Source organism: Anabaena sp. CCY 9613 (genome assembly GCF_963920895.1).
GTDB lineage: Bacteria > Cyanobacteriota > Cyanobacteriia > Cyanobacteriales > Nostocaceae > Cyanocohniella.
This window is the reverse complement of the sequence record NZ_CAWUDE010000019.1, coordinates 1-23,217: the sequence shown is the minus strand read 5'-3', so window position 1 is coordinate 23,217 and position 23,217 is coordinate 1. Positions and strand designations below refer to the sequence as shown.

Annotated in this window: 16 protein-coding genes and 1 pseudogene; 8 read left to right on the top strand and 9 right to left on the bottom strand. The window is 42.2% G+C overall.

Annotated features, from left to right (window positions below; translation table 11 throughout):
- Nucleotides 1-21: 21 nt before the first annotated feature.
- Both ACM0OT_RS19650 and ACM0OT_RS19645 read left to right on the top strand, forming a co-directional pair.
- Nucleotides 22-5,373, top strand: a complete 5,352-nt coding sequence (locus ACM0OT_RS19650) for an AAA family ATPase (protein WP_414566087.1) — start codon at nucleotides 22-24, stop codon at nucleotides 5,371-5,373.
- Nucleotides 5,374-5,539: 166 nt separating this feature from the next.
- A complete protein-coding gene (locus ACM0OT_RS19645; protein WP_414566086.1) occupies nucleotides 5,540-7,744 on the top strand; it encodes an AAA family ATPase in 2,205 nt (734 codons plus the stop codon).
- 385 nt (nucleotides 7,745-8,129) lie between these two features.
- Here the strand turns inward: ACM0OT_RS19645 and ACM0OT_RS19640 are convergent, their stop codons facing one another.
- The 5 genes from ACM0OT_RS19640 to ACM0OT_RS19620 all read right to left on the bottom strand — a co-directional run bounded on the left by ACM0OT_RS19640 (nucleotide 8,130) and on the right by ACM0OT_RS19620 (nucleotide 14,275).
- Entirely contained in the window at nucleotides 8,130-8,804 is a 675-nt protein-coding gene (locus ACM0OT_RS19640; RefSeq protein ID WP_414566085.1) for a hypothetical protein, read from the bottom strand.
- Between the two features lie 43 nt (nucleotides 8,805-8,847).
- Nucleotides 8,848-10,332, bottom strand: coding sequence for a nickel/cobalt transporter (locus tag ACM0OT_RS19635; RefSeq protein ID WP_414566084.1), 1,485 nt, complete (start codon nucleotides 10,330-10,332; stop codon nucleotides 8,848-8,850).
- Complete coding sequence (locus ACM0OT_RS19630) at nucleotides 10,329-11,741, bottom strand: tetratricopeptide repeat protein (RefSeq protein ID WP_414566083.1); 1,413 nt, start codon at nucleotides 11,739-11,741, stop codon at nucleotides 10,329-10,331. The genes ACM0OT_RS19635 and ACM0OT_RS19630 overlap by 4 nt, the downstream gene beginning before the upstream one ends.
- A gap of 5 nt (nucleotides 11,742-11,746) precedes the next feature.
- A complete protein-coding gene (locus ACM0OT_RS19625) occupies nucleotides 11,747-12,943 on the bottom strand; it encodes a DUF4331 domain-containing protein (protein ID WP_414566082.1) in 1,197 nt (398 codons plus the stop codon).
- A gap of 297 nt (nucleotides 12,944-13,240) precedes the next feature.
- Entirely contained in the window at nucleotides 13,241-14,275 is a 1,035-nt protein-coding gene (locus ACM0OT_RS19620) for an AraC family transcriptional regulator (RefSeq protein ID WP_414566081.1), read from the bottom strand.
- Nucleotides 14,276-14,388: 113 nt separating this feature from the next.
- Between ACM0OT_RS19620 and ACM0OT_RS19615 the strand changes: the two genes are divergently transcribed.
- From ACM0OT_RS19615 to ACM0OT_RS19595, 5 genes are all read left to right on the top strand, one after another.
- Nucleotides 14,389-14,970 carry a cupin domain-containing protein gene (locus tag ACM0OT_RS19615; protein ID WP_414566080.1) on the top strand — a complete coding sequence of 194 codons (582 nt, stop codon included), beginning with the start codon at nucleotides 14,389-14,391 and terminating at the stop codon, nucleotides 14,968-14,970.
- Between the two features lie 54 nt (nucleotides 14,971-15,024).
- Entirely contained in the window at nucleotides 15,025-15,759 is a 735-nt protein-coding gene (locus tag ACM0OT_RS19610; protein WP_414566079.1) for a DUF4386 domain-containing protein, read from the top strand.
- An 84-nt stretch (nucleotides 15,760-15,843) separates the two neighbouring features.
- Nucleotides 15,844-17,853 (top strand): carotenoid oxygenase family protein, encoded by a 2,010-nt coding sequence (locus ACM0OT_RS19605; protein ID WP_414566078.1) that lies wholly within the window; start codon nucleotides 15,844-15,846, stop codon nucleotides 17,851-17,853.
- A 97-nt stretch (nucleotides 17,854-17,950) separates the two neighbouring features.
- Complete coding sequence (locus ACM0OT_RS19600) at nucleotides 17,951-19,282, top strand: FAD-dependent oxidoreductase (protein WP_414566077.1); 1,332 nt, start codon at nucleotides 17,951-17,953, stop codon at nucleotides 19,280-19,282.
- Between the two features lie 325 nt (nucleotides 19,283-19,607).
- On the top strand, nucleotides 19,608-20,447 hold the full coding sequence (locus ACM0OT_RS19595) for a GNAT family N-acetyltransferase (RefSeq protein ID WP_414566076.1): 840 nt from the start codon (nucleotides 19,608-19,610) through the stop codon (nucleotides 20,445-20,447).
- Between the two features lie 144 nt (nucleotides 20,448-20,591).
- On the opposite strand, the gene ACM0OT_RS19590 is transcribed toward ACM0OT_RS19595, so the two are convergent.
- The 3 genes from ACM0OT_RS19590 to ACM0OT_RS19580 all read right to left on the bottom strand — a co-directional run bounded on the left by ACM0OT_RS19590 (nucleotide 20,592) and on the right by ACM0OT_RS19580 (nucleotide 22,075).
- Entirely contained in the window at nucleotides 20,592-21,371 is a 780-nt protein-coding gene (locus ACM0OT_RS19590; protein ID WP_414566075.1) for a hypothetical protein, read from the bottom strand.
- A gap of 218 nt (nucleotides 21,372-21,589) precedes the next feature.
- Nucleotides 21,590-21,889, bottom strand: a complete 300-nt coding sequence (locus ACM0OT_RS19585) for a 30S ribosomal protein PSRP-3 (protein ID WP_006198089.1) — start codon at nucleotides 21,887-21,889, stop codon at nucleotides 21,590-21,592.
- 30 nt (nucleotides 21,890-21,919) lie between these two features.
- Nucleotides 21,920-22,075 carry a hypothetical protein gene (locus tag ACM0OT_RS19580; protein ID WP_414566074.1) on the bottom strand — a complete coding sequence of 52 codons (156 nt, stop codon included), beginning with the start codon at nucleotides 22,073-22,075 and terminating at the stop codon, nucleotides 21,920-21,922.
- Nucleotides 22,076-22,164: 89 nt separating this feature from the next.
- On the opposite strand from ACM0OT_RS19580, the gene ACM0OT_RS19575 reads away from it, so the two are divergent.
- A complete protein-coding gene (locus ACM0OT_RS19575; protein ID WP_414566073.1) occupies nucleotides 22,165-22,956 on the top strand; it encodes a TIGR01548 family HAD-type hydrolase in 792 nt (263 codons plus the stop codon).
- A 39-nt stretch (nucleotides 22,957-22,995) separates the two neighbouring features.
- Here ACM0OT_RS19575 and ACM0OT_RS19570 read toward each other — a convergent pair.
- Nucleotides 22,996-23,160, bottom strand: a pseudogene (locus tag ACM0OT_RS19570) (antibiotic biosynthesis monooxygenase); the annotation flags it as partial.
- Nucleotides 23,161-23,217 lie beyond the last annotated feature (57 nt).

Sequence of the window (23,217 nt, the reverse complement as noted above, 5' to 3'; positions counted from 1 at the left end):
AAGCGATCGCTTTAGCTATCTATGATTGTACTGGAAGGGTATAAAGTCCTTAAAGAACTGTACGTTAGCCCCAATTCTCATGTATATCAAGGTTATCGAGAGTCTGATCAGCAACCAGTAGTTTTAAAGTTTTTGCGGGAAGAGTATCCTTCCCCAGAGGCGATCGCTCGGTTTAAACTAGAGTATGATTTGACACACCGTTGTCAAGTACCAGGAATTATCCAAGCTTACAATTTGGAAAGGTATAACAATACTTTGGTGTTGGTGTTGGAGGATTTTGGCGGAAAACCTCTACGTGATTTACTACATCAACCGCCTCTACCGCTACAAACTTTTTTACACCTGGCGATACAAATCGCATCTGCTTTAGGTGCAATTCATCAACAAAATATTATCCATAAAGATATTAATCCGGTGAATATTCTGTTTAATTCTGTGACTCAACAGGTGAAGATTATTGATTTTGGTATTGCGACTTTGTTATCACAAGAAAATGCCACATCACGTCATCTGAATGTCTTAGAAGGAACTTTAACTTATATTTCGCCGGAACAAACCGGTAGAATGAATCGGGTTATCGATTACCGCACGGATTTTTATTCTTTGGGTGTGACTTTTTATGAATTACTCACCCAACAGTTACCGTTTATGAGTGATGATCCGGTAGAGTTAGTCCACTGTCACATTGCTAAACAACCAATTCCCCCACATCAACTGTGTAGCCAAATTCCGTTGCTGCTTTCGCAGTTGGTGATGAAGTTACTAGAAAAGACGGCGGAAACACGCTATCAAAGTGCTTTTGGATTACAAACAGATTTACAACAATGTTTTGATAATTTAACTGATACTGGAGAAATACCAACTTTTTCATTAGGGTTACAAGATAACTCTGGTAAATTTCAAATTCCCCAAAAACTATACGGTAGGGAAACAGAAGTAGCCAATTTACTGTCAGCTTTTGAACGCGCTAGTCAAGGTAAAAGTGAAGTCTTATTGATTGCTGGTTATTCGGGTATTGGTAAATCAGCTTTAGTTCAAGAAATTTATCAACCAATTACCCGACAACGGGGATATTTTATTTCTGGTAAGTTTGATCAACTGCAACGAAATATTCCTTATAGTTCTTTAATTCAAGCATTTAAGGCTTTAATTCGCCAACTTTTAACTAGTAGTGAAACAGAAATTACTATTTGGCGAGATAAATTAATTCATGCCTTGGGTAGTAACGCTCAAGTAATTATTGATGTCATTGCCGAAGTAGAATTAATTATTGGTAAACAGCCACCAGTTGTAGAATTACCATCCCAAGAAGCACAAAACAGATTTAATTTAGTATTCCAAAATTTTATTAATGTTTTTACCCAAAAGCAGCATCCTTTGGTGATTTTTTTGGATGATTTGCAATGGGCTGATAGTGCATCTTTACAGATGTTGGAGTTATTAACCAGTCAACAAGACAGTCAATATTTGTTACTGATTGGGGCTTATAGAGATAACGAAGTTGATGCAACTCATCCTTTACGCAGTGCGATCGCATCTTTAGCCCAAGCAGGGGTGACAATTAATGAACTCATATTAACACCTTTAGCATTGCCACAAATTCAACAACTCCTCGGCGATACCTTCAAAACAAATGATTTAGCGAAAATTACACCGTTAGCGCAATTGTTACAACAAAAAACTAACGGTAATCCGTTTTTCATGAATGAATTTTTAAAATCGTTGTATACAGAAGGATTACTACAATTTGATTTTTTAGCACGACAATGGCAATGGCAATTAGCACAAATTCAAGCATCCCAGATTACTGATAATGTAGTCGAATTGATGGCGTTGAAAATTCAAAAACTACCAGAAACAACCCAACAAGCTTTAAAATTAGCATCTTGTATTGGTAGTCAATTTGATTTAAAAACTTTAGCGATCGTGCAAAAACAAGCTTTACCGGAAGTCGCTACAGAATTATGGGAAGCTGTAAAAACCGGGTTAATTTTACCCCAAGGAAATGATTACCAACTATTACAAGTTGCTGATGAAGAAGTTAAATCTAATCTGACAAATTTAGATATCGTCTACAAATTCTTACACGATCGCGTCCAGCAAGCAGCTTACTTACTCATTCCCGATGACGAAAAACAAACAGTGCATTTGCAAATTGGGCAACTATTATTGCAGAGTATCACCCCAAAGGAGCAAGACGAGAAAATTTTTGATATTGTGCATCACTTGAATGTTGGCTATGAATTGATTACAGACACCCTACAACGACAGCAATTAGCCCAATTAAATTTAACCGCAGGGAACAAAGCCAAAGCCTCTACAGCTTATGATCCTGCTTTAAAGTATCTCATAATGGGGATTAATTGCTTAGAAGCAGCTAGTTGGCAACAGCAATATACTTTGACGTTGGATTTACACACAGCCGCAGTGGAAGCTGCTTATTTGTCTGGGGATTTTACCCGGATGGATGAATTAATTGAAGTGGTACTTAGTCAAACTCAGATTATTATTGATCAAGTACCAGTTTATAGCATCAAAATTCAATCATTACTAGCCCGCGATCAACTTTTAGCAGCCTCACAACTAGGTTTACAAGTTCTCAAACTGCTGAAATTTCCCCTACCCGCCAAACCAGGACAACTACAAATCCTTGTGGGATTATTAACCACAAAACTGGCTATGGCTGGGAGACAAGTACAAACCTTAGCAGAACTACCCCAACTCGCTCAACCCAACAAATTAGCGGCGATTCGTATTCTCTCTAGCATTGCTTCCGCCACTTATTTAGCAGCCCCTAATGTATTTCCCTTGACGGTATTTAAACAAGTAGAAATCTCAGCTAAATATGGCAATGCTGCGGAATCAGCCTTTGCTTACGCCACTTATGGTTTAATTCTTTGTGGTGTCGTGGGGGATTTACAAAAGGGATATGAGTTTGGCGAATTGGCATTACAACTCATAGAACGTTTGAATGCCAAAAACTTAGCAGCCAGAACTTTATTTGTAGTTAATTCCTTTGTGCGTCACTGGCGGGAACCGCTGCAAAATACCATACCCGCCTTACAAACAGCATTTCAAATTGGGCGTGATACAGGTGATACTGAATATGCGTCTTTTTCGGCAAATACATGTTCAATGCACTGCTACTTTAGTGGTGAGGAATTAACAAAATTAGATAGCCTTTTAGAGGTTTACGGCGAAGCAGTTCAACAGTTCCAAAAACAGCCCATTTGGATCTTAATTCAAATGTATCGTCAAGCAGTGGCTAACTTGCGAGGCAATAATACTAATCCCTGCCAATTATTAGGGGAATTTTATGATGTTAATGTGATATTACCGCAGCATCTAGAAAGTAATTATCGCACAGCTATTTTTTATGTGTATGCCCACCAGACAACGCTGAATTATTTATTTGAAGATTACACACAATCTGTGCAGAATGCTGATTTGGCAATTCCTTATTTAGATGCTGTTGTGGCTTTATTTATTGTGGGGTGGTTTTATTTTTATGATTCTTTAGCACGACTGGCGGTGGTTGATCAATTGACTGGTGCGGAACGTCAAGCTCAACTACGCAAAGTAGCGATAAATCAGAAAAAAATCCAAAAATGGTTCCAATATGCACCTAGTAATTACAGTCATAAATTAGCCTTAATAGAAGCAGAATTATATCGAATACAAGGAGATACAGCCCAGGCGATCGCTTGTTATGATAAGGCCATTAATTTAGCACAAAAGCACCAGTATCTGAATGAATTAGCTTTAGCCAATGAATTAACTGCCAAATTTTATTTAGGGCAAAATCAACTAAAAGTAGCACAAGCATATATGCAAGACGCTCGCTATTTTTATTTGCAGTGGGGCGCAATGGCAAAAGTGAAATTTCTGGAAAATAAATACCCCCACCTTTTAGCTTATAAATCAGACACAAACTTTAAATCTCATCTATTAACGACCAAATCGCAATCCAACAGCACTACAAGCAGTAGTGGTTCTGATTCACTGGATCTGATGACAGTTATGAAAGCTTCTCAAGCCTTGTCAGGAAAAATCCAGTTAGATCAATTGTTGGCTAACTTAATGCAGTTATTGATAGAAAATGCCGGGGCCCAACGTGGCTATTTATTATTAGAAACCAAAGGTAAATTTTTAATCGAAGCTCAAGGAACAGTAGAGCAAAATAACATTCAGGTATTGGAATCTTTAACAATAGAAAATAGTCAAATACTTTCTGTAGCCATTGTTAATTATGTGATTCGTACCAAAACTAGTGTAGTACTCAACGATGCTACTCACGAAGGGGAATTTATGCAAGACCCCTATATTCGTCAATTCCAACCGCGATCGCTTTTATGTGCGCCCTTAATTAACCAGGGAAAATTAGCCGGGATTGTGTATTTAGAAAATAACTTGACAACAGGAGCATTTACCCCTGGCCGTTTAGAATTACTCAATTTACTTTCAGCACAAGCAGCAATTTCTATTGAAAATGCCCGATTATATACAGATTTAGCTGCACTCAACCAAGCCTACGAACGTTTTGTACCCCGTCAATTTCTGCAATTTCTCAACAAAGACAGTATTGTAGATGTGCAACTAGGCGACCAAGTACAGCGAGAAATGTCAGTGTTATTTACTGATATTCGTTCCTTTACTACCATTTCAGAAAGCTTAACCCCGGCGGAAAATTTCCAGTTTATTAATTCTTACCTCAGCCGCATGGAACCAATCATTATTGATAACAATGGTTTCATTGACAAATATATTGGTGATGCCATTATGGCCTTATTTACGGGAGATGCTGACGATGCAGTACAAGCCGGAATAGCCATGTTACAAACCTTGATAACTTACAACCAAGACTTGCAAACCCAAGGTTTATTACCAATTCAAATCGGTATAGGGATTAACACCGGGTCATTAATTTTAGGGACAGTCGGCGGTGTCAATCGCATGGATAGCACAGTAATTAGTGATGCAGTCAACTTGGCTTCCCGCATTGAAGGCTTAACCAAAACATTTAATACGCCTTTACTAATTACCGACCAAACATATCAACGTTTACAAAATGGCGATCGCTTTGATATTCGAGTTGTGGGACAAGTGAAAGTTAAAGGTAAAATAACTGCTGTCACTGTGCATGAAGTGTTTACAGCTGATCCTGCGGTTGTGCGTGAGGGTAAATTAATAACAAAAGAATTATTTGCCGAAGCTTTGAAACTTTATGAACAACAACAATTTACTGCTGCGGCTGAAGTTTTCCAAGATTGTTTGCAGCAAAATCCTTTAGATCAAGTCGCGCAGATATACCTGGATAGGTGTCATCCCCAGCAAGAAAATTCTGCAATTTTGACAGAGGGAGTTAAGTTGTAAGTAGAAAGATTTGAAAAAAATAAACTATGTGAAGTAATGTAAAAAAATTGCGCTTTAAGTTTGTATATAAAATTTATAAATTTTCTCAAAGTAGATTTTAGAAATCAAATATATACTTCATACTTTAAGACAGTAATCCTACGTAAAATTTAAGGAAGGGATGGCAATGACATCTCTATTACAGCGACTAAGTGCAGAACGAAATCGCAAATTCGTGGGACGTGAGCGGGAAGTGGAGCTATTTCTAGATGCGATCGCATCTAGAGAATTACCTTTTCACATTTTGCACGTCTTTGGCCCTGGCGGTGTGGGCAAGACAACCCTCATGCAGCAGTTTTTGCGCTTTTGTGAACAGTCAAAAATATCAACTATCTACGTAGAAGGACGTAATATAGAAGCTGCGCCCGAATCCTTTATTAGCACGTTGCGTTCGTTGATGGGATTGAATGAATCAGATTCTCCTTTGGATGTGCTAGCCCAAAGACAAGAACGTAATGTAATTTTAATTGACACTTATGAAGCTATTACCCAACTAGATGAATGGTTGCGGGAAGGATTCTTACCCCATTTATCTGTTGATACCTTAATTGTAATTGCTGGACGCAATCCCCCCTCATCTTCTTGGTGTAGCGATCCAGGTTGGCAAGCTTTGATGCACACCTTGCCCCTACGCAACCTTACCCCAGAAGAAAGTCAAACTTATCTCACCACACGAGATATTCCCACCACACAACACCAGGCGATTCTAGAATTTACCCACGGACATCCTCTAGCATTATCTTTGGTTGCTGAGGTGTTTGCTCAGGGAAAAGAAATCTCTTTTCAAGCAGAATCTGCTCCCAATGTTGTTAAAACACTGTTGTCAAGATTCATAAAAGAAGTACCAACGCCCCTACACCGTATGGCTTTAGAAGCTTGTGCGGTGATCCGTCTGACTACCGAAGCCGCACTAAATCAAATATTGGCTGTGCCTGAAAATAATTTGGCTGGTGAGGCTCACTCTTTAGGGGAAATACTTGATGTTCACGATTTATTTGAGTGGTTGCGCGGACTGTCGTTTATCGAATCAGGGCAATTCGGTTTATTTCCCCACGATTTAGCACGCGAAGTTTTAATTACTGACTTGCGTTGGCGTAATTCGGAATTTTACACGGAATTACACCACCGAGCGCGTCAATATTATACTAAACGACTAGGACAAACCCAAGGGCAAGAAAAGCATCGAGTCCTACTTGATTATATTTTTTTGCATCGGGATAACTCGGCGATTCGATCCTGTTTCACCTGGGGTGAGCAAAGTAGTTTATTGACTGACTCACTACGGGAAACTGACAAAACCGCACTGCTGGGGATGGTGGCAGAATACGAAGGCGAAGAATCAGCAAAAATAGCAGATCACTGGTTGCAGCGCCAACCGCAGAATGTAGTAGTATTTCGTGACTTGCACTCCGAACCTGCGGGATTTGCGATGATGGTGGCATTGCACACAGCAAGTGTTGAAGATTTGAATGCAGATCCTGGCGCTCTGGCATCTTGGCAATATCTCCAAACCCATGCGCCATTACGCCCCAGTGAAGGCGCAACTATTTTCCGCTTCTGGATGGCGCGGGACACTTATCAAGCTGTTTCCCCCACCCAAAGTATAATTTTCATTAATTTTGTGCAGTATTTTCAGAACACACCGGGGTTAGCATACACCTTTCTACCTTGTGCCCAAGCAGATAGTTGGACAGCAATGTTAAACTACTTCGACTTGACACGACTTGCTGAAACTGATTTTACAGTTGGGGGAAGACACTATGGTGTTTATTGCCATGACTGGCGAATTGTCTCACCTACCGCATGGAAGGAAATTTTAGCCCGAAAAGAGGTGACAACTGCCGGAGAATCTGTAGATAATACTCCAGTCGGTGAACCTCTGTTAGTTCTTAGTCAGCCAGAATTTGTGGAAGCGGTGCAGAATGCGTTACGTAACTTTAGTTGTCCTGATGTATTACAGAATAATCCATTAGTGCGTTCGCGCAGCGTGTACGAAGTACTCTCGCGCAGCGTGTCAGAAGAAGTTACCACAAAAGCAAGTATGAGCAACAGTCCAAAAGACACGCAAATCTCCGATAATTCGTCCTCCGAGCATCTACGCAAACGCATTAACGTTTTACAAAATCTGCTCAAACAAGCAGTTGAATCTTTACAATCATCCCCACGTGATGAAAAACTCTACCGCGCTATTTATCGAACTTATTTAAATCCCGCTCCCACGCAAGAACAAGCAGCTGAATTACTAGATTTGCCTTTCAGTACCTATCGTCGTCATCTGAAAGCTGGGGTGACGAGAGTTACAGATATTTTATGGCAAAGAGAAATTACCTAATCAGTGAAAATTATGAGGGCGGAGTGGGAAATGATTTTGCGAGGGAGGATTTCAAAGACTCAAATTCAGCCAAAAAAGTTTTTCAGCCTGTGACAAGCTAATTTCAAAGTAGCCTATTATGCACAAAGCAGTTATTAAAGAAATGAAGATAAATCGTTTCATGTTTTCCTCAAAATAAGATTTTCTGACAAACTCATTCAATACGGTTCAGTTAAGGCTAAAAATCTTGTTTTTCACGTAGACGCATTCGCGGAGCGTCTGTCTGCGACACGCTGCGCGAACGTAGAGAACAGGCTACCACAGAGGCGCAGAGAACACAGAGAAAAGAGATAAAGAGAAGGAATAAAGGCTTAACTGAAATCTGTTGACATATAACTAGCAATGGTTAGTTGACAGATTTTAGCTTTTTTAGTTTGCGCTTTAGTATTAAGGTGCTACCAAGAATCCCAAAGACTACTGTACTGCCAGTTGAAGAAGGTTCGGGGACAAGTGTAATATTGCCAGGGCCTTTGATGGTATTAGTAAAACTACCAAAACTGTTATTGCTATTGTCAAATCCAGTAGTGACTAAAAAGTATTGACTATTGGCAGTTAAGCTCAAGCCGCTAAAACCAGATGTGCCTTCATCTGGAAAAGGATCATTTCCACTAAGTAAATTAACTAATGGGGTAGTTGGGTTGAAGCTGTTTTGGTACAAGAACTGGATGCCCAGGAAAGCTTGAGAACCTACAATATCATAAGAGCCTGTAGTATCAACTAAGAAAGGCTGGCTGTAATAAGGGACAGCAGTACCATTACTAGAGAGTGATGTGGGTGGGTTAGTACCACCTTCAAATCCTTCCGTTTGCGGACGGTTAAAAGTTGGTGCATTTGTTGTATCACCAGAATATGATATGGTGGATGCCTGAGATGGCAAGATAAAACTTACAGATAGAGCGATCGCTACGCCCAACCCAGGCATCGCGCCATAGGCAATAGGGATTGAACGTCTTAGCGATTTTTGCCAAAAATTAAATGAACTGTTTTCCGAGACGATGGATTCTTTAATTGCTTGTGACATATAGTTGTTCTAGGTTATTTATTACAAAACTGAGTGCTTTTATCTAGTTCCAGGGATGAGCGAGCAAAGCCTGTGAAGTAATACCTAAGCCAATTAGGGTAATACAGAAGGCGCTTGCCACTGGTAACATTTTTATCCTGGGTATTTGGAGTGGCAAATGCTCAAACCGATTTTTGGCGTAGACTAGCATTAAGCCGATACCAGTTAGTACGGCTGCTAGACCTAAGCTAAAGGCAGACACCAGCGCTAGTCCAAAGCCAACTCGTCCCATTGCGATCGCACTCAGCAACACTACTAAGGCTGAAGGACAAGGTAACAAGCCGCCGGAAATTCCCAACGCTAGTAGACTAGACCACTTCATGGAAGCGCCGTGAGGCGGTAAATGTGAATGCTCATGATGTGCATGGTCATGGTGATGATGCAAGCCGTGGCTGTGTTCATGGCTATGTACATGGTCATGTGAATGAGCAACCTGAGTCCCTTGCAATCGACTGATAAACAAATTCAGACCAATTACAGTTACCAGTACACCAGAGACTACGCTTAACCAAGGGTACAATTGCTCTGTCAAAATAAACTGGGATGTGCCAAGAGTGACCAGCCCCAGAGCAAATATGCCAGCAGTATGGGTAATCGTCATAATTAGCCCCAGGAATAAGGCATGTTGGGCATTACTACGGGAACCCACCAAATAAGCACCGACTATCGTTTTCCCATGACCAGGAGAGAGGGCGTGTAAACCACCCCATAAAAAGGCGATCGCTAGAGCTATTACAATAGTCAGGAAATTATGATTTTCCTGGGTAATTAGGCTAGTAAATACATCGTTGCTTCTTCCTGTCAAAGCATTATCTAAGCGGCTGGATGATTTAACAGATGGCGGAGGTGCTTGTTCACTCGATGTCAGAGACGGATTCAGTTTAAAGTCAATCCGACGCTGGTCGAGAGGGCTACTAAGTAACTCAGTGGGGTAATCTCTCAAACGGTTGGTAATACTCAAAGATGTGAAATTACCTTGAATAGGAACGCCATTTGCAGCCACAGTAATTTCACGCCAGCCCAAACGCTGTGGATAAAACCGATCTTCAAACTCGATTAATTGATTCGCGCCGACTAACTCCGTTGTCCCCTGAAAGTTACAACTTAGCCGCAGTGTAGATAATCCTCCGACACCTGGAGGGAATTCGACTGTTGATTTGATCAAAGACAGTGCTAAAGGCTGTTTATCGATCAACAGTTCCAGGTTTGAGTTGACTTCCTGGCATTTTTGATCTGGGTATTGAACTGTCTCTACAGGGTCAGCTTTGCGATCGCGATTAGTATCTAAATGATTAATCTCTTGAAAAGCCGGAATCTCTGCCATGTCTAGAACATAATCAATCCCCACACCATCGGTTGCTACCTGCACTCCTGCGTAGTGATTGATGGTAAAATTCCCTAGAGGATGGGCATCCGCCTCCGGCATCCAAAATAAACATATTGCGATGATTGCAATATTCCAAGCCAAGGAATGTAGCAGCTTTTTCATAAAGAACTCCCTATAGTTTTAGGAGTAGGAAAAGAGACAGAGGGTACTAAGTTAGCCAAGACTTGACGCGCTTGATCAGCATATTTGTGATGAAATTGAGGATTGAGGCTAACGGCTTGAGTTAATCGCTTGATTGCTTCCTCCCGCTTACCTAAGTGAAACGCAATCATCCCAGCATGGAATTGCAGCAAAGCATCCTCTGTTCCGAAGCGAGTTGCCCGTTGTGCTGCCTTTTGCGCTTCTTGCCATTCCCCATTAGCCGCAGCTGCCCAAGCCAAAGTATCCTCTGCATATACATCGTCTCGTACTGCTACTTCACTACGGGCAATTTGTAGCGCCTCTGGTAAGTGGATTTCATGTTCAGTGTAGTAAACTGCTAAAGCGCGATCGTAGATTCCTTTAACCTTGCTCAGGTAAGCTACTACCCCGATTAAATCTTCAGTTTCAGCTGCGCCTTCCCGATCTCCCAGAGCTATTTGAGCATCTGCTTTATACCCCAGCGTTTCTACCAACGGCATCAGTTCTATACCCTGGTTGGCGATATTTAGAGCATCCTGCCAGCGATGCTGTGCCGCATAGAGGCGGGCTAGTCCTGTAAACGCAGCTATATGCCGTGGAAACAGGTCAAAAGCTTCCCGATATCGCTGCTCAGATAAGGCAAAATCTCCGGCTGCAAAAGCCAGATCCCCAGTCCGCACATGAAACCAAGCACGAGTTTCGGCACTCGTTGTATAGAAAGAATCCATCTCCTGCATAGCCTCATCTAGCAGTTGCCGTGCGGAGGCTAGATTGCCAGTTAACTCTAAGTAACGAGCTAAAACCGCGTTATGACCAGAGTTCGATTCTTCCTGTGCAAGGTTCTGCAATAGTTGATGAGTTGCTTCATAATCACCCAACTCCATCTGAATGGATGCCTTGAGCGAGACAATATTGGGATTGTCAACAGATGAATTATTTAACACATCTAAAGCTGACCGAAACTGGTGTTGAGATAGTAAAGCTGATGCTAGGAGCATAGAAGAAATCTCATTATGGAGCGGCTGTAGCGCCAGGGATCTACGTGCCGCTTGTTCTGCTCGTAACACATCGTCTATATCTCCAATTTCTCGAAAGCGCCTCAAATATTGATCGGCTAACAGACGTAAAAATATTGAAGAATCGGGAGATTGGGCAACTTTCTGCTCATAGACGCTGATAATATGCGATCGCTCTAAATAATCGGGGAAGACTAAATCTGACTGCTTTCCTGGTAATATCTGCCTGGAATTTACAGTCAGCAGTTGCACAGCAGAGGAATATGTGCCTAACTTACCATTGGTGTAGCCTAAACTTAGCGCTTGTGTATCACAGGGTCTTAGTAAAACCAGTAGGCTAGTCAGCACTAACACCCATAGTATTTTTAGATGCATAAACCTTACAAAGGATTACCTAAATAAGGGAACTCAGAAAGAAAGTTAGCATTATTAGGCGCAACATTATCGCTAGTCAGCCCCGGAATTTGGCCTGTAGAAATACCTGTAACTGCATTACCAAAGACAACAGATGCTGTGACATCAATTACGTCATCTTTTGGTCTTCTACCACCAAAGTTGTTGGCTAACTGAGTCCCAAAATAACTACCGCTAGGTTTAGAAAGGTCAGCTTGGATCACATCAGGAATCGCCACTGAGATCACTGCATCGGCTATACCTTGAGGTCTACCGATCGCTTTGACAAAGGCTTGAATGAATTGGGATTGATTGCTAGCGTCTTTAGTTGGTGTCTGAAGATTACTATTATTATGAGCCTTAAAGTCCATAAAAAGTTCATTCAGGGCTGGAACTGCTAACCGCTCAATCTGAGCAAAATTCCCGTTTCTGAGTCTAGGAGTTTTAACACTAGTTGTCATCCAAGCACCAATCTTGCCTTTACCAAGCAGTTTCCTGGGTAGCTCGACAATAATTGAGTGGACATTGAATGGGGTAAAGAAGTCTTGTGCTTGTCCAGGTGGTCTGAAGGAAAGGACTTGGAACGGAGGACTTGGGTTAGGCTGTAAAAGATAATTGCGATCCGGGATGATTTTGAAGAACTGTTCCAAATCGAAAAAGAACGGGTCTTTGCGTGTCCCAACAAAGAACTTCATGCCATTATATGTGGCGAATGTTTGGTTGAGTTGCCCTGTCCAACTGACTGGAAGCAAAGCTGACTCTGTTCCTACTGTGGTTGGACGACATGGGCCGCGGACTGTGACAGTTTGCTGTGAGCCTTGACCATTTATATTGAATTGGAGTACGACATCTTCAATACTGTCGCCAGTGTTATCAATCTTGAATTGATAAAGAACATTTGGATCGAATGGTCTTTTTTCACCAGAAACGATCAGAGGGTCGAAATCCATCACTAAGACAACATTTTTGGGGTCTGTGGGACTCTCAAACACAAACAAATCTGTGAGATCCGCAGCAGTCAGCTTAGTGGCAAGAAAAGTTGTATCCTGGTGGTCTGAAGCCAAAGCTGTAGGGGTTGCATAGGTTAGGATTACGAGCAAAATAGCGACAAATGCCACTATGGGACGAAAAAAATGAGTCGCTTTAGTCCAATATAGCGATCGCTTGATGGAAAGAAATACCATATTTTGGACTGCTTTATCTATAAGTAACCTGCTTTCACTTGGTATAAAAGAGGTGATACTCCGAGCATTTATTCTCATGGTTGCCCTTCTTGAGGTGTTTAGCCTCTACTGTTGGTGTGGAAATAGCAAGTTGATTTGGATTTCAAAAAAGACTGCGGATATTACCGAAGCGCTTCACAGCTTATTTGCTCTTACTACTCACTTTCCAGACCAAAACTTGCTCATTTCTTGTTCACCCTTGTCTATATTGATTTTCAGCTAAGGAATAAAAATTCCTTTAACGGGTGACAAGGTGGCTCAAGAGTTCAAATGCAATTGCTGTGCTGCTCGATAATTTCGCGGCGTTTGTTTTGTCCATCGTTTGAAGGCACGATGAAAAGCGCTAGGTTCAGAAAAGCCAAGGAGAAATGCTACATCGTGAATCGATGTTTCCTGTTTCCGTAAGTACCGTAATGCAAGCTCTCTACGGGTTGTGTCTAGAAGTTGTTGGTAGGATGTATTCTCATTCTGCAATTCTCTTTGGAGTTGTCTCACACTCACCATCAAGCTACGAGCGATCGCCTCTATGGTGGGTACTTCTGCGTTTAATTGCTGAGTGATGGCTAATATGACTTTTTGAGGATAACTCTGCAACTGGTTTTGTGCATTCAGCATCGCTGTTGCGTGGCTTTCCAAGACAGAGAGCAGATGAGGATTTGCCGAGCGCACCGACCAGTTCAAACAGTTGGCATCGAAAATAATTCGATTCGTCGGTTGGGAAAACCGCACCGTTGTCTGAAAAATTCGCTCATGCTCAGAACAGTCTTCTGGACTGTTATGCTGAAACCAAACAGCAGTGGCTTCTAGGGGTTTTCCAGTGAGTTGCTGCGTGGCCGTCACCAGAGCTGCAAATGTACTTTCAATTGGCTGTCGCGGCTCATTGATGAGATAGTTTTTTAAGTTTTCCACAATTTCACAATCACAATGCACCCAAGGGTCTGAGACAGTATGGTGAATCGCCACTCCCTGACTAAAAAGACGGGTGTACTGGGAGAGTTTTTGCAAAACTTGCCCATAGGTTTGGCAATTCAGCAAGACGTAGCCAACAATACCAATGGCAGAAAGGTCGAAGGATTCCCCAATGTGCAAGCCCAAATGGCGATCGCCTGTTTGCTTGACCGCCTCTATCCATAAAGATTTAAGTACTTCTCCAGCAACTTGACGATCCGGGTTATCTAGCCAAGTTGGATCGATGTTAGCGGCGGTGTATAAGCGATTTATCTCGAATCCTTGCGCCGCCACATACTGCACAATGTCTCGCACAAGTGCAACTGAAAATCTAGCGTCCTGCATAAATTGGCATAACTAGTCAATTTTTTGGCATGGCGGGTCAATCCATACTTTAGCAGAAAGCCTTAACTTTGGACTATCAGCAATTGCATGAAACATAGCCACCGCAGATATTTATGATGACAAACCCAAATTTCTTAGCACAGCCAGAACTGATCGTGAATCCGGTGACTGGCGATCGCATGACCATCCTACAGCCATCACATCAAAATCATGGATCTGACGCCAAAATTTGCTTTGACTTACCTCCTGGAGCTAAAGGCAGCCCACTCCACTACCACACTGTCATGAATGAAACTTTTACTGTACTTCAGGGGTGTCTGGAAATGGAGGTGGGGCAAAAAGGCCATCGGCGCAGTCTGCAAGCAGGAGAAAGTTTAATAGTTCCGGCTCTGATGCACCATAGCTTTTGCAATACCTCCAATGATTGGGTCACATTTACTACAGAAAACCGACCCGCAGCAGGCTTTGAACGGTTTATTCGGGGGCTGTATGGGTTGGCGATTGATGGCAAAGTTAACGCTGAAGGAATGCCAAGCAATTTACTGCAATTGGCGATTTTATTAAAGCATTCAGACACCGTTCCAGTGGGTATATCGCCAATCCTATTTAACTCAGTCATTAACACATTGGTTTGGGTTGCTGGGGTGTTAAAAGTTGAGCGATCGCTTGCCAAGTATTGGCACAACAACACCTGATTATCGGCACAGGACTATTGTTAATTGCATTCATACCCTAAGGAGGAAACTTTAATGAGCCGCTTACAACTCATTCGCACCACCGGCATTCTCTTAATTTTTCTAGTGGTGCTGTCGAATATCCCTTACATCCTGCTAATTCAAACCTTTGAGTATGACGATATTCTCCGTCAGCCAGTTGATTATGTGTTGAATCAGTTTCACGCAGGCGGAGCAAGGCTAATTCTCACCTGGTTTACCTTTGGGTTAGCGGCTTTGTTGTTTCTCCCTGCTAGTCTTCTACTGCACAAAGTCCTTGAATGCGAAGATGCGCCCTATCTCACCACTGCAACATTTATGGGTGCTATTTCCGGTATCCTTCAGGCGGTGGGGTTAATGCGTTGGGTTTTTGTCGTTCCTCTGTTGGCAAACCTTTACACAGACACAACCGCCAGCACAGCTACACGCGAAGCACTAAGTGTGGTCTATCAGGCAGTACATCAGTACGGGGGTGTCGTGATAGGTGAATATTTGGGACAGACTTTACTAATTGGCTGGACTGTAGGAGTTGGCATGGCAATGCGATTCTCGCCACTGTTCAAATCTTGGGTTCCCTGGTGGGGTTTACTCACCACGCCACTTTTGCTGTTGGGGCAAAGTGAACTACTGGCAACGGTAATTCCCTCGATGCCTGTAGTAGAAGCTACTCCTGTAGGGTTCATCTTGTGGGAAATCTGGTTGCTAATAGTTGGGATCTCACTGCTACGAGTACCTCAAAAACGACTGGTTATTTTTAGCGACAATTTTTAATGCTTTTTTCGGTTTTCCAGACAAAAAAGCCACTGTAATCGCAAATTTCAGTGTTATACCTGAAGGCGATGCAATGGTATCAAAATGACAAGTCAAATTAATCACCCCAAATTCCCCCAGGCAGCCATGTCTGCCAGTAGACAAGAATTATCAGATTTACCCCTGAATGTCATTTCTGGAAAAATACCAGAAGATTTATATGGACATGTCTTTATTATTGCTCCCGTAGGCACAGTTGCTTCTGGTGGTTTACCGAACCCCAAAGGTACACACATTTTTAATGGTGATGGGATGATTTATCGCTTGGACTTGCAACCAGGACAAGTGACAGCGAAGACAAAATTAGCTCGTACCCCCTGCTACTACGCGGATCAGGCTACATTTGCTCATCCCGCCTATAGTGCTTATCAATTTCAGGATCATGGTTTACTGCGTTTCTCCTCTACCTTGGGTTTGCGAGATGAGGTAGATATTGCTTTTCTTTCTTTTCAAGCCCAAGATGAACAGCAAAGTCGGTTAATGATTACCTATGATGCCGGTCGTCCCTACGAAATTGATACCGCCAGTTTAGAAATCATCACTCCAGTAGGTGCAAATACTGAATGGCAACCGTTTCTGCCATTTTCTTATCCTTTTTCCCCAATTTTGAGTACCTCTCACCCAACTTTTGATGGTTACACCAACGAAGTCTTTTTAGTTAATTATGGGCGATCGCTCGTTAATTTCTTAGAAAGTGTACGTTTGATTAATGGGTTAGAGCAACTATCGTCAGAAATGGAAGCTTTACTTCAGGCGATCGCTCAACTCTTCCAGACACCCTGGGGATTAATTTACAAGTTTTCCCAAAGCCTCTGGCCAAAATTATTTGGTTGGATGGAACAGTGTTTAGGCATTTCCATGCCAGATTTTGTCTATCTGGTGCGGTGGGATGGAAAGGGTAAACTCCAGCGTTGGAAATTGCTACTACCAGATAATTCCCCAGTGCGAATTGAACAAAGTATGCACCAACTAGCAGTCACCCAAGACTACGTAGTTTTGATGGATACTTCTTTAAAAATTGGCCCCGAACAAATTCTCAATAACCCCATTCCTGACAGTCCCGAAACTGAACGTTTATTGCGAGTATTACTGACGCGATCGCAGTTGCCCAACTCCCCCATTTATATAGTACGTCGGGCTGACCTCCTAGCTACTACTGATACCGTTGTTGTTCGCCCCGCAGTCATTCCCCTAGAAACAGTACATTTCTTGACCGATTACGAAAACCCCGACGGTCAGATTACCTTACACGCAGCACATCTATGCGCCACAGATATTGGTGAATGGATTCGCCAATATGATGTCTGTAAATTCAACCCTAAAGAAGCCCCACCTCCATATCTGCGAGGAATGTTAGCCAATGGACAAATGGATATAGGTCGTTTAGGTCGCTATCGCATCAATGGTGAAACAGGGCAAATATTAGACTCTCAAATTATTTATGACATTCATCGTCATTGGGGAATAGGATTTTACGCCTACCAAGAACAACTTCCCTCTGGACTACCACCAAAAAAAATTGACAACATTTATTGGCAATCTCTAGGTTTCTGGCCAGAATTACTCACCGAATTTATCTATAACTTATATGCAGATTACCCGTATAGAGCCGTCACCCTCACAGAATTACTAGAAACATTACATCATCGCCCCTCTTCCTTATTCCGCATAGACACCATCAAAATGGAAGTAGCAGACGCTTACGATGCACCCCCTGGACACTTTATTAGTTCACCACAATTCGTCCCGCGTCTCAATAGTCATGGTAGCTCCACAGATGGTTATATAGTCTGCACAGTATTTTCCGGTAACAGCAACGAAATATGGGTCTTTTATGCCGACAACCTAGCCAAAGGCCCCATATGCAAACTAGGACATCCAGACCTCAACTTTGGCTTTACCATGCACACCGCCTGGTTACCTGCGATCGCCCCGCGCACCTCAAATTACCACATCCCCATAAAACAAGACTATCAACCCCTCATCACTCAAACCACCATACAACGCCTATTTGAAGAAGCCATTTATCCACACTTTCCAGAAACTAGGGAGTAAAACTACTTATCTCTTTATTCTTTCTTATTCTTTCTTTGTGCCTTTGCGCCTTTGCGCGAAAAAATTCACTATCTCAATCAACAACGCCAAAAAACATATGCCAAACACCCGTATTTGCATCATCGGAGCCGGAGCAGCAGGACTTTCCACAGCCTACTTCCTCAAAAAACAAGGTTATCAAAACGTCACCCTCCTAGAAAAAGCCGGCAGAGTCGGAGGACTGTGCTGTTCCATCACCCATAACTCCCGCTCCTTCGACTTAGGAGCCAACTACCTCACCCCCGCTTACAAACAAGTCCTGAAAATAGCCGAAGAAGTAGGCGCTAAATTATACAGCGAAGGGCCAGGACAAGTTTATAATCCTTTTAAATCCACACCAGGAAACCCTTATTACACCTCCATCCTGAAAGCCGTAACCGCCGGAACTGACCCAGTAACATTTTTGGCAGCCGTAGCGCGTTTTTGGTGGGAACGTCTTCATTTAGAACCAATTCTATCAATACCCGGATTTGCCGGCATCAGCCTGCATCCAGAACTAACTCAACCTTTTAGCAACTGGTTAGCACAGAAAGATTTAACTTGTTTAGAAACCTTGTTTGAACTTCCCATTACCAATTTTGGCTATGGCCCTTTGCAGGAAATTCCTACCGCCTACGCCCTAAAATACATCACCCCAGAAACCTTTGGCACTCTCATTAGTTATGGTGCAGACATGGGCTGTGGTTGGCCCAAACGATTTGTTGATGGCTTTCAACGTTTTTGGGAAAGAGTCGCTTGGGGGCTAAATGTGCGATTGAATATTGACATTCAGCAAATCCAACGTGGGGCTACCATACAGGTAACTTTTACAGAACAAGAACAAATTATTGACGAAATTAAGCCTCGAGAAGAAGTATTGGAATTTGATTATTTGGTGTTAGCTTGTCCCCTGACTCTAGATGTTCTCAACAAATTTTTAGATTTATCAACAACCGAAAAAGGCCTATTTGAGCAAATAATCCTCAACCCCTACAGTTTAACTACATACTTAATTCCCGATTTGCAAATGCCAACCCCTGTAACGAATGTGATTCCCGTAAATGCAGAGGGTAACCCTTGGTTTATTTCTCAACAATTTCTAGACAATGACCTCATTGCTTTCTACACCCGTCTTGACCGTGAAGGAAAACTCACCAAAAAAGACGTTATCCAAGGGATTCAAAAGACCCTAGAAAATTTGGGGGTGCAAGTAGATGATCATTATTACACCTATGATCAATGGCCTTACTTCCCCCATGTTTCATCTGAAGTGATGCAAGCAGGATTTTACGATCGCCTGGAGGCTTTACAAGGTCAACGCCAAACTTTTTACGTAGGTGGTTTGTTGAATTTTGAACTAGTAGAGACGATTGTGGAGTACTCCCAACATTTAGTCAAGAAAAACTTTTAGTCAGGTCTGAGTGCTGCTTAGGTAGTGTCCACCTGAATAAATTGGCAATCAAGCGACCAGTTCAATATGTCAGATATTCAGGGTGCAACGCAGGGGAAACGCACCTTATTTTCTAACAAAAACTAATAAGGATTTCAAAATCATTTATATAAGTGCAAAACTTGACAAAAAGATAAACAGAACAAATCAATTCTTTTGCTAAACAGTCAGGAAAAAGCGTTCTGCCGCGTAGGCGCAACCCGCCACAGGCATCGCTATGCAGAAAAATTTTTTGGTTTACTGTAAATAACACAACTCTTTTATTGGTTCGTGAGTCAGGCAAATTATGAAACTACATCAATTCGACAACATTCAGGAGTTCTGGCACTCCACTCAGGCTTACTTACTCCAGCATCAGGTAGAAAATAATGTTTTGCTCAGTATTTCGCATACCTTGTTGCATAACCCAGAACGTTATCTAGGCAAGCCTTATTTAGCAATTGTCCAAACAAGTGGTGAGATTGTGGCTGTTGCCATCCGCACCCCACCCCAAAAATTGATCCTATCCAAAGCCCAAAATATGGATGCCTTGCGGTTGATTGCTCAAGATTTGCGTCAAGAGCAACTGCCAGGAAGTATGGGACTGGCTTTTGAGGCAGAAATATTCTCGCAGACTTGGCAAGCCCTGACAGGACAATTCTATCAACGGTCGGTGGTAATGAAAATTTACCAATTAACGACAGTGCAAAGAGTCTCAACGGCCAGAGGATATCTTAGACTGGCAACTGAAGACGATCGCCCTGTTTTGATTAAGTGGCTTTCTGCATTTTTATCTGAGATAGATGAGGCGGTGAGCGAAGATGTCGAACACCAGGTAGATAATCGGTTGAAACAGCAGAATACTTATTTTTGGGTTGATAGCACTCCAGTTTCAGTTGCGTCTAGTAAACAAGTGTTACCTACAATTGGTCGGATCAATTTAGCTTATACACCACCAGAGTATCGTCGTAAAGGATATGCCACTGCCTGTGTTGCTGCATTAAGCCAAAAACTGCTAGACCAGGGATGCCGCCATTGTTTTCTGATAGCAGATTTAGCCAATCCCACAGCCAATCATATTTATCAAGCGATTGGGTATCGCCCCCAGGGCGATTGGCACGAATACTCATTCACCTCTAAGCAGTAAGCATAATAAAGCGATCACTTCCAGGCTTGGGAAATAAATCAAACCAGAAATATTAATTTTTTCATTAGCTATTAATCTTATTTGCCATTGAGAGTACTTTAGATGCGTTCGCCCTGGGGTGCAACACCTTGCACCCCTACTAAATTAATCTTGAGGAAACGTAATTCTGTTACCTTCTGGAGAGCTGGTTACCTTTCCTCCCAAGGCTTCAATTTCACTAATTGCTCGTTTACGAGTCCTTTCATCCACTTGATTATTTAAAACCATGACCCAGGCGGATATTTGCGTACTTCTCGTACTAGGATTTTGGCTTAAAAATCTCGCAGTTCCTTGGGAAGACTCAGCAACTAATTGACTTTCTTCATCTGAGAAATTACTAGCCCAATCAGATGCAGTAGTGAAAGATTGTTGGGCAGATTCAGTATTGGATGCAAATAATAACTCGTCAATTCCTTTATAACGCCACACATAATAAGACCTTTTGGGAACCCAGGGAGACAATGACTTTAAACCCTTTTCCATTAATCCTATTGAGCGTTCTGGCATCCCAGCATATATGGCAGTACTGCTAGAAAGACTCAAATAAGCAGCTAAAAATCTGGGGTCACGTTCTAGAATGACTTCAAAATACTCTGGACTCAGGCTATACCCTGTTTTTCCTCTAACTTCATCATCACCAAAGTACTGCAAATAACTCAAATAAACCCAATTGGCTATTAAGTTACCATACCCAAAACTGGGCATTTTCTTGAGCAAATTTAGGCGTAGACTTTCCGAGTGTAATTCTCTTTCGATAATCTCTAAGGACGGAGCTTGTTTGCTTCTTAGCAGGATTTGTAGTTGAGGAAATTGAATCAAGCTTACTCCCAACAGACAGAAACAGGCTACCAAAGGAGCCGCAACAGCTTGACGAGATAACAACATATTTAGCTAAATATTCTGATGTAAAGTCACCTCATTGTATTCAATATTACTTTTATTTAGTGGCAATTTTTGCCAAATTTAAAGCGCCGAAGGCTAGATAAAAATAGCGCCCAGGGCGCTGCTGACTCCAAAATATTTTGTTACTCAGGACTCAGCATCAGCGCGAGAAGTTGCCTGGAGGGCAACCCTCCTCGCCAACTTTAGTGACTCTGTACTATTTAAGCGCTACCTGTAAAGGCAACTTCGGGAAACTTCAACTGAGCTTCTGCCATCGGGCGTCTTCTGCCTTCTTCTTGCCAGTAGTTGATGACTTCTGTGGCTTTATTCAGCAATTCGACGCGATCTAGGTCAGTAATCCAATGTTTGGATTCGAGTTCTTTTTTTAACTCTTCCCAGGCATCATTTCTGGGCCAGAAAAAGTACTTAGTCAAAGGACTTGTGCCTTTGCCGACAACTTGATCAACTGCTAGGGCGACGTTTTCGTCTAACCACAGGATTTTCAGAATAAATTGGGTCAATCACACCTCCAGGGAGTGTTAAGGCATTACTTACTTAAGTTGAGCGAACTGACTTGTCAGTGCTGGTGCGATCGCATGAGTGGAAATTAAGTCCACTGTACGTGCTTTGCGATCGCTTATTTTAACGCAATACCTCACCCAATGACCAAAGAATTGGGATACTAATACTATCAATGCGGCTAACATGCCCAATATTCCGCATGTAAAATCCTCAGCTTTCTTGGTTGGGGAGGGGTCAACAAATAATAAAATAGAAGTTAAACTGCCTCATTCCTATGACTCAACAACTTACAACACCGGCCATCGTCGTGTTCGATATTGATGGCGTTGTCCGCGATGTCGGTGGTTCCTATCGTCGAGCGCTGGCAGATACAGTCGAGTATTTTACCAACAAAGCCTACCGTCCCACATCGCCAGACATTGACCAGTTAAAGTCTGAAGGCATCTGGAATAATGATTGGGAAGCTTCCCAGGAATTAATTTACCGCTACTTTCAATCTCAAGGAATATCCCGCGAAGAATTGCAATTAGATTACAGCACTATTGTTGCCTTTTTTCAATCTCGTTACCGAGGCCTAGACCCAAACAATTGGACAGGGTATATCTGTAATGAACCTTTATTATTACAACCTAGCTATTTAGAAAAACTGACACAGGCTGGAATTTCCTGGGGATTTTTCAGTGGTGCTACTCGTGGTTCTGCTACCTATGTTTTGCAAACACGTCTAGGCTTGCAGTCGCCAGTATTAATTGCCATGGAAGATGCGCCAGGTAAACCAGACCCCACAGGACTTTTTGATACCGTGGGTCTATTAGAAGATGGACTAGATAACACACCAGCAGTTATCTATGTGGGAGATACTGTGGCTGATATGTACACCGTCGTTAAAGCGCGAGAAATTAATCCTCAACGCACTTGGATTGGTGTAGGAGTGTTACCACCTCATGTCCAAGAAACAACAGCCCGTAGTGATGCTTATGGCGAATCGCTCATGAAAGCAGGAGCAGCAGTAGTTTTAAATAATGTCGAACAATTAAATCCAGCCAAAATACAGGAATTGTTGTGAGGAGTGAGGAAAAGGGAACTGACCAAATTTTTCCTGTTGCTAATAAAGCCAAGATTTAAATAGACGACTCACCCAAGGCATGACTATATAAGTCAACAATCCCACCATGATCGCAGAAAAGATTAATGAAATCAGCAAAGGAGGTAAGCCGCGAAGCATGGGGGTTAAAAACGTATTCAACAAATTAATCAATACATATACCACGCCCGAATGGCACTAAGAAAAGCGGAAAGGTATGCAGGATAAGGACTACAGCTTTTA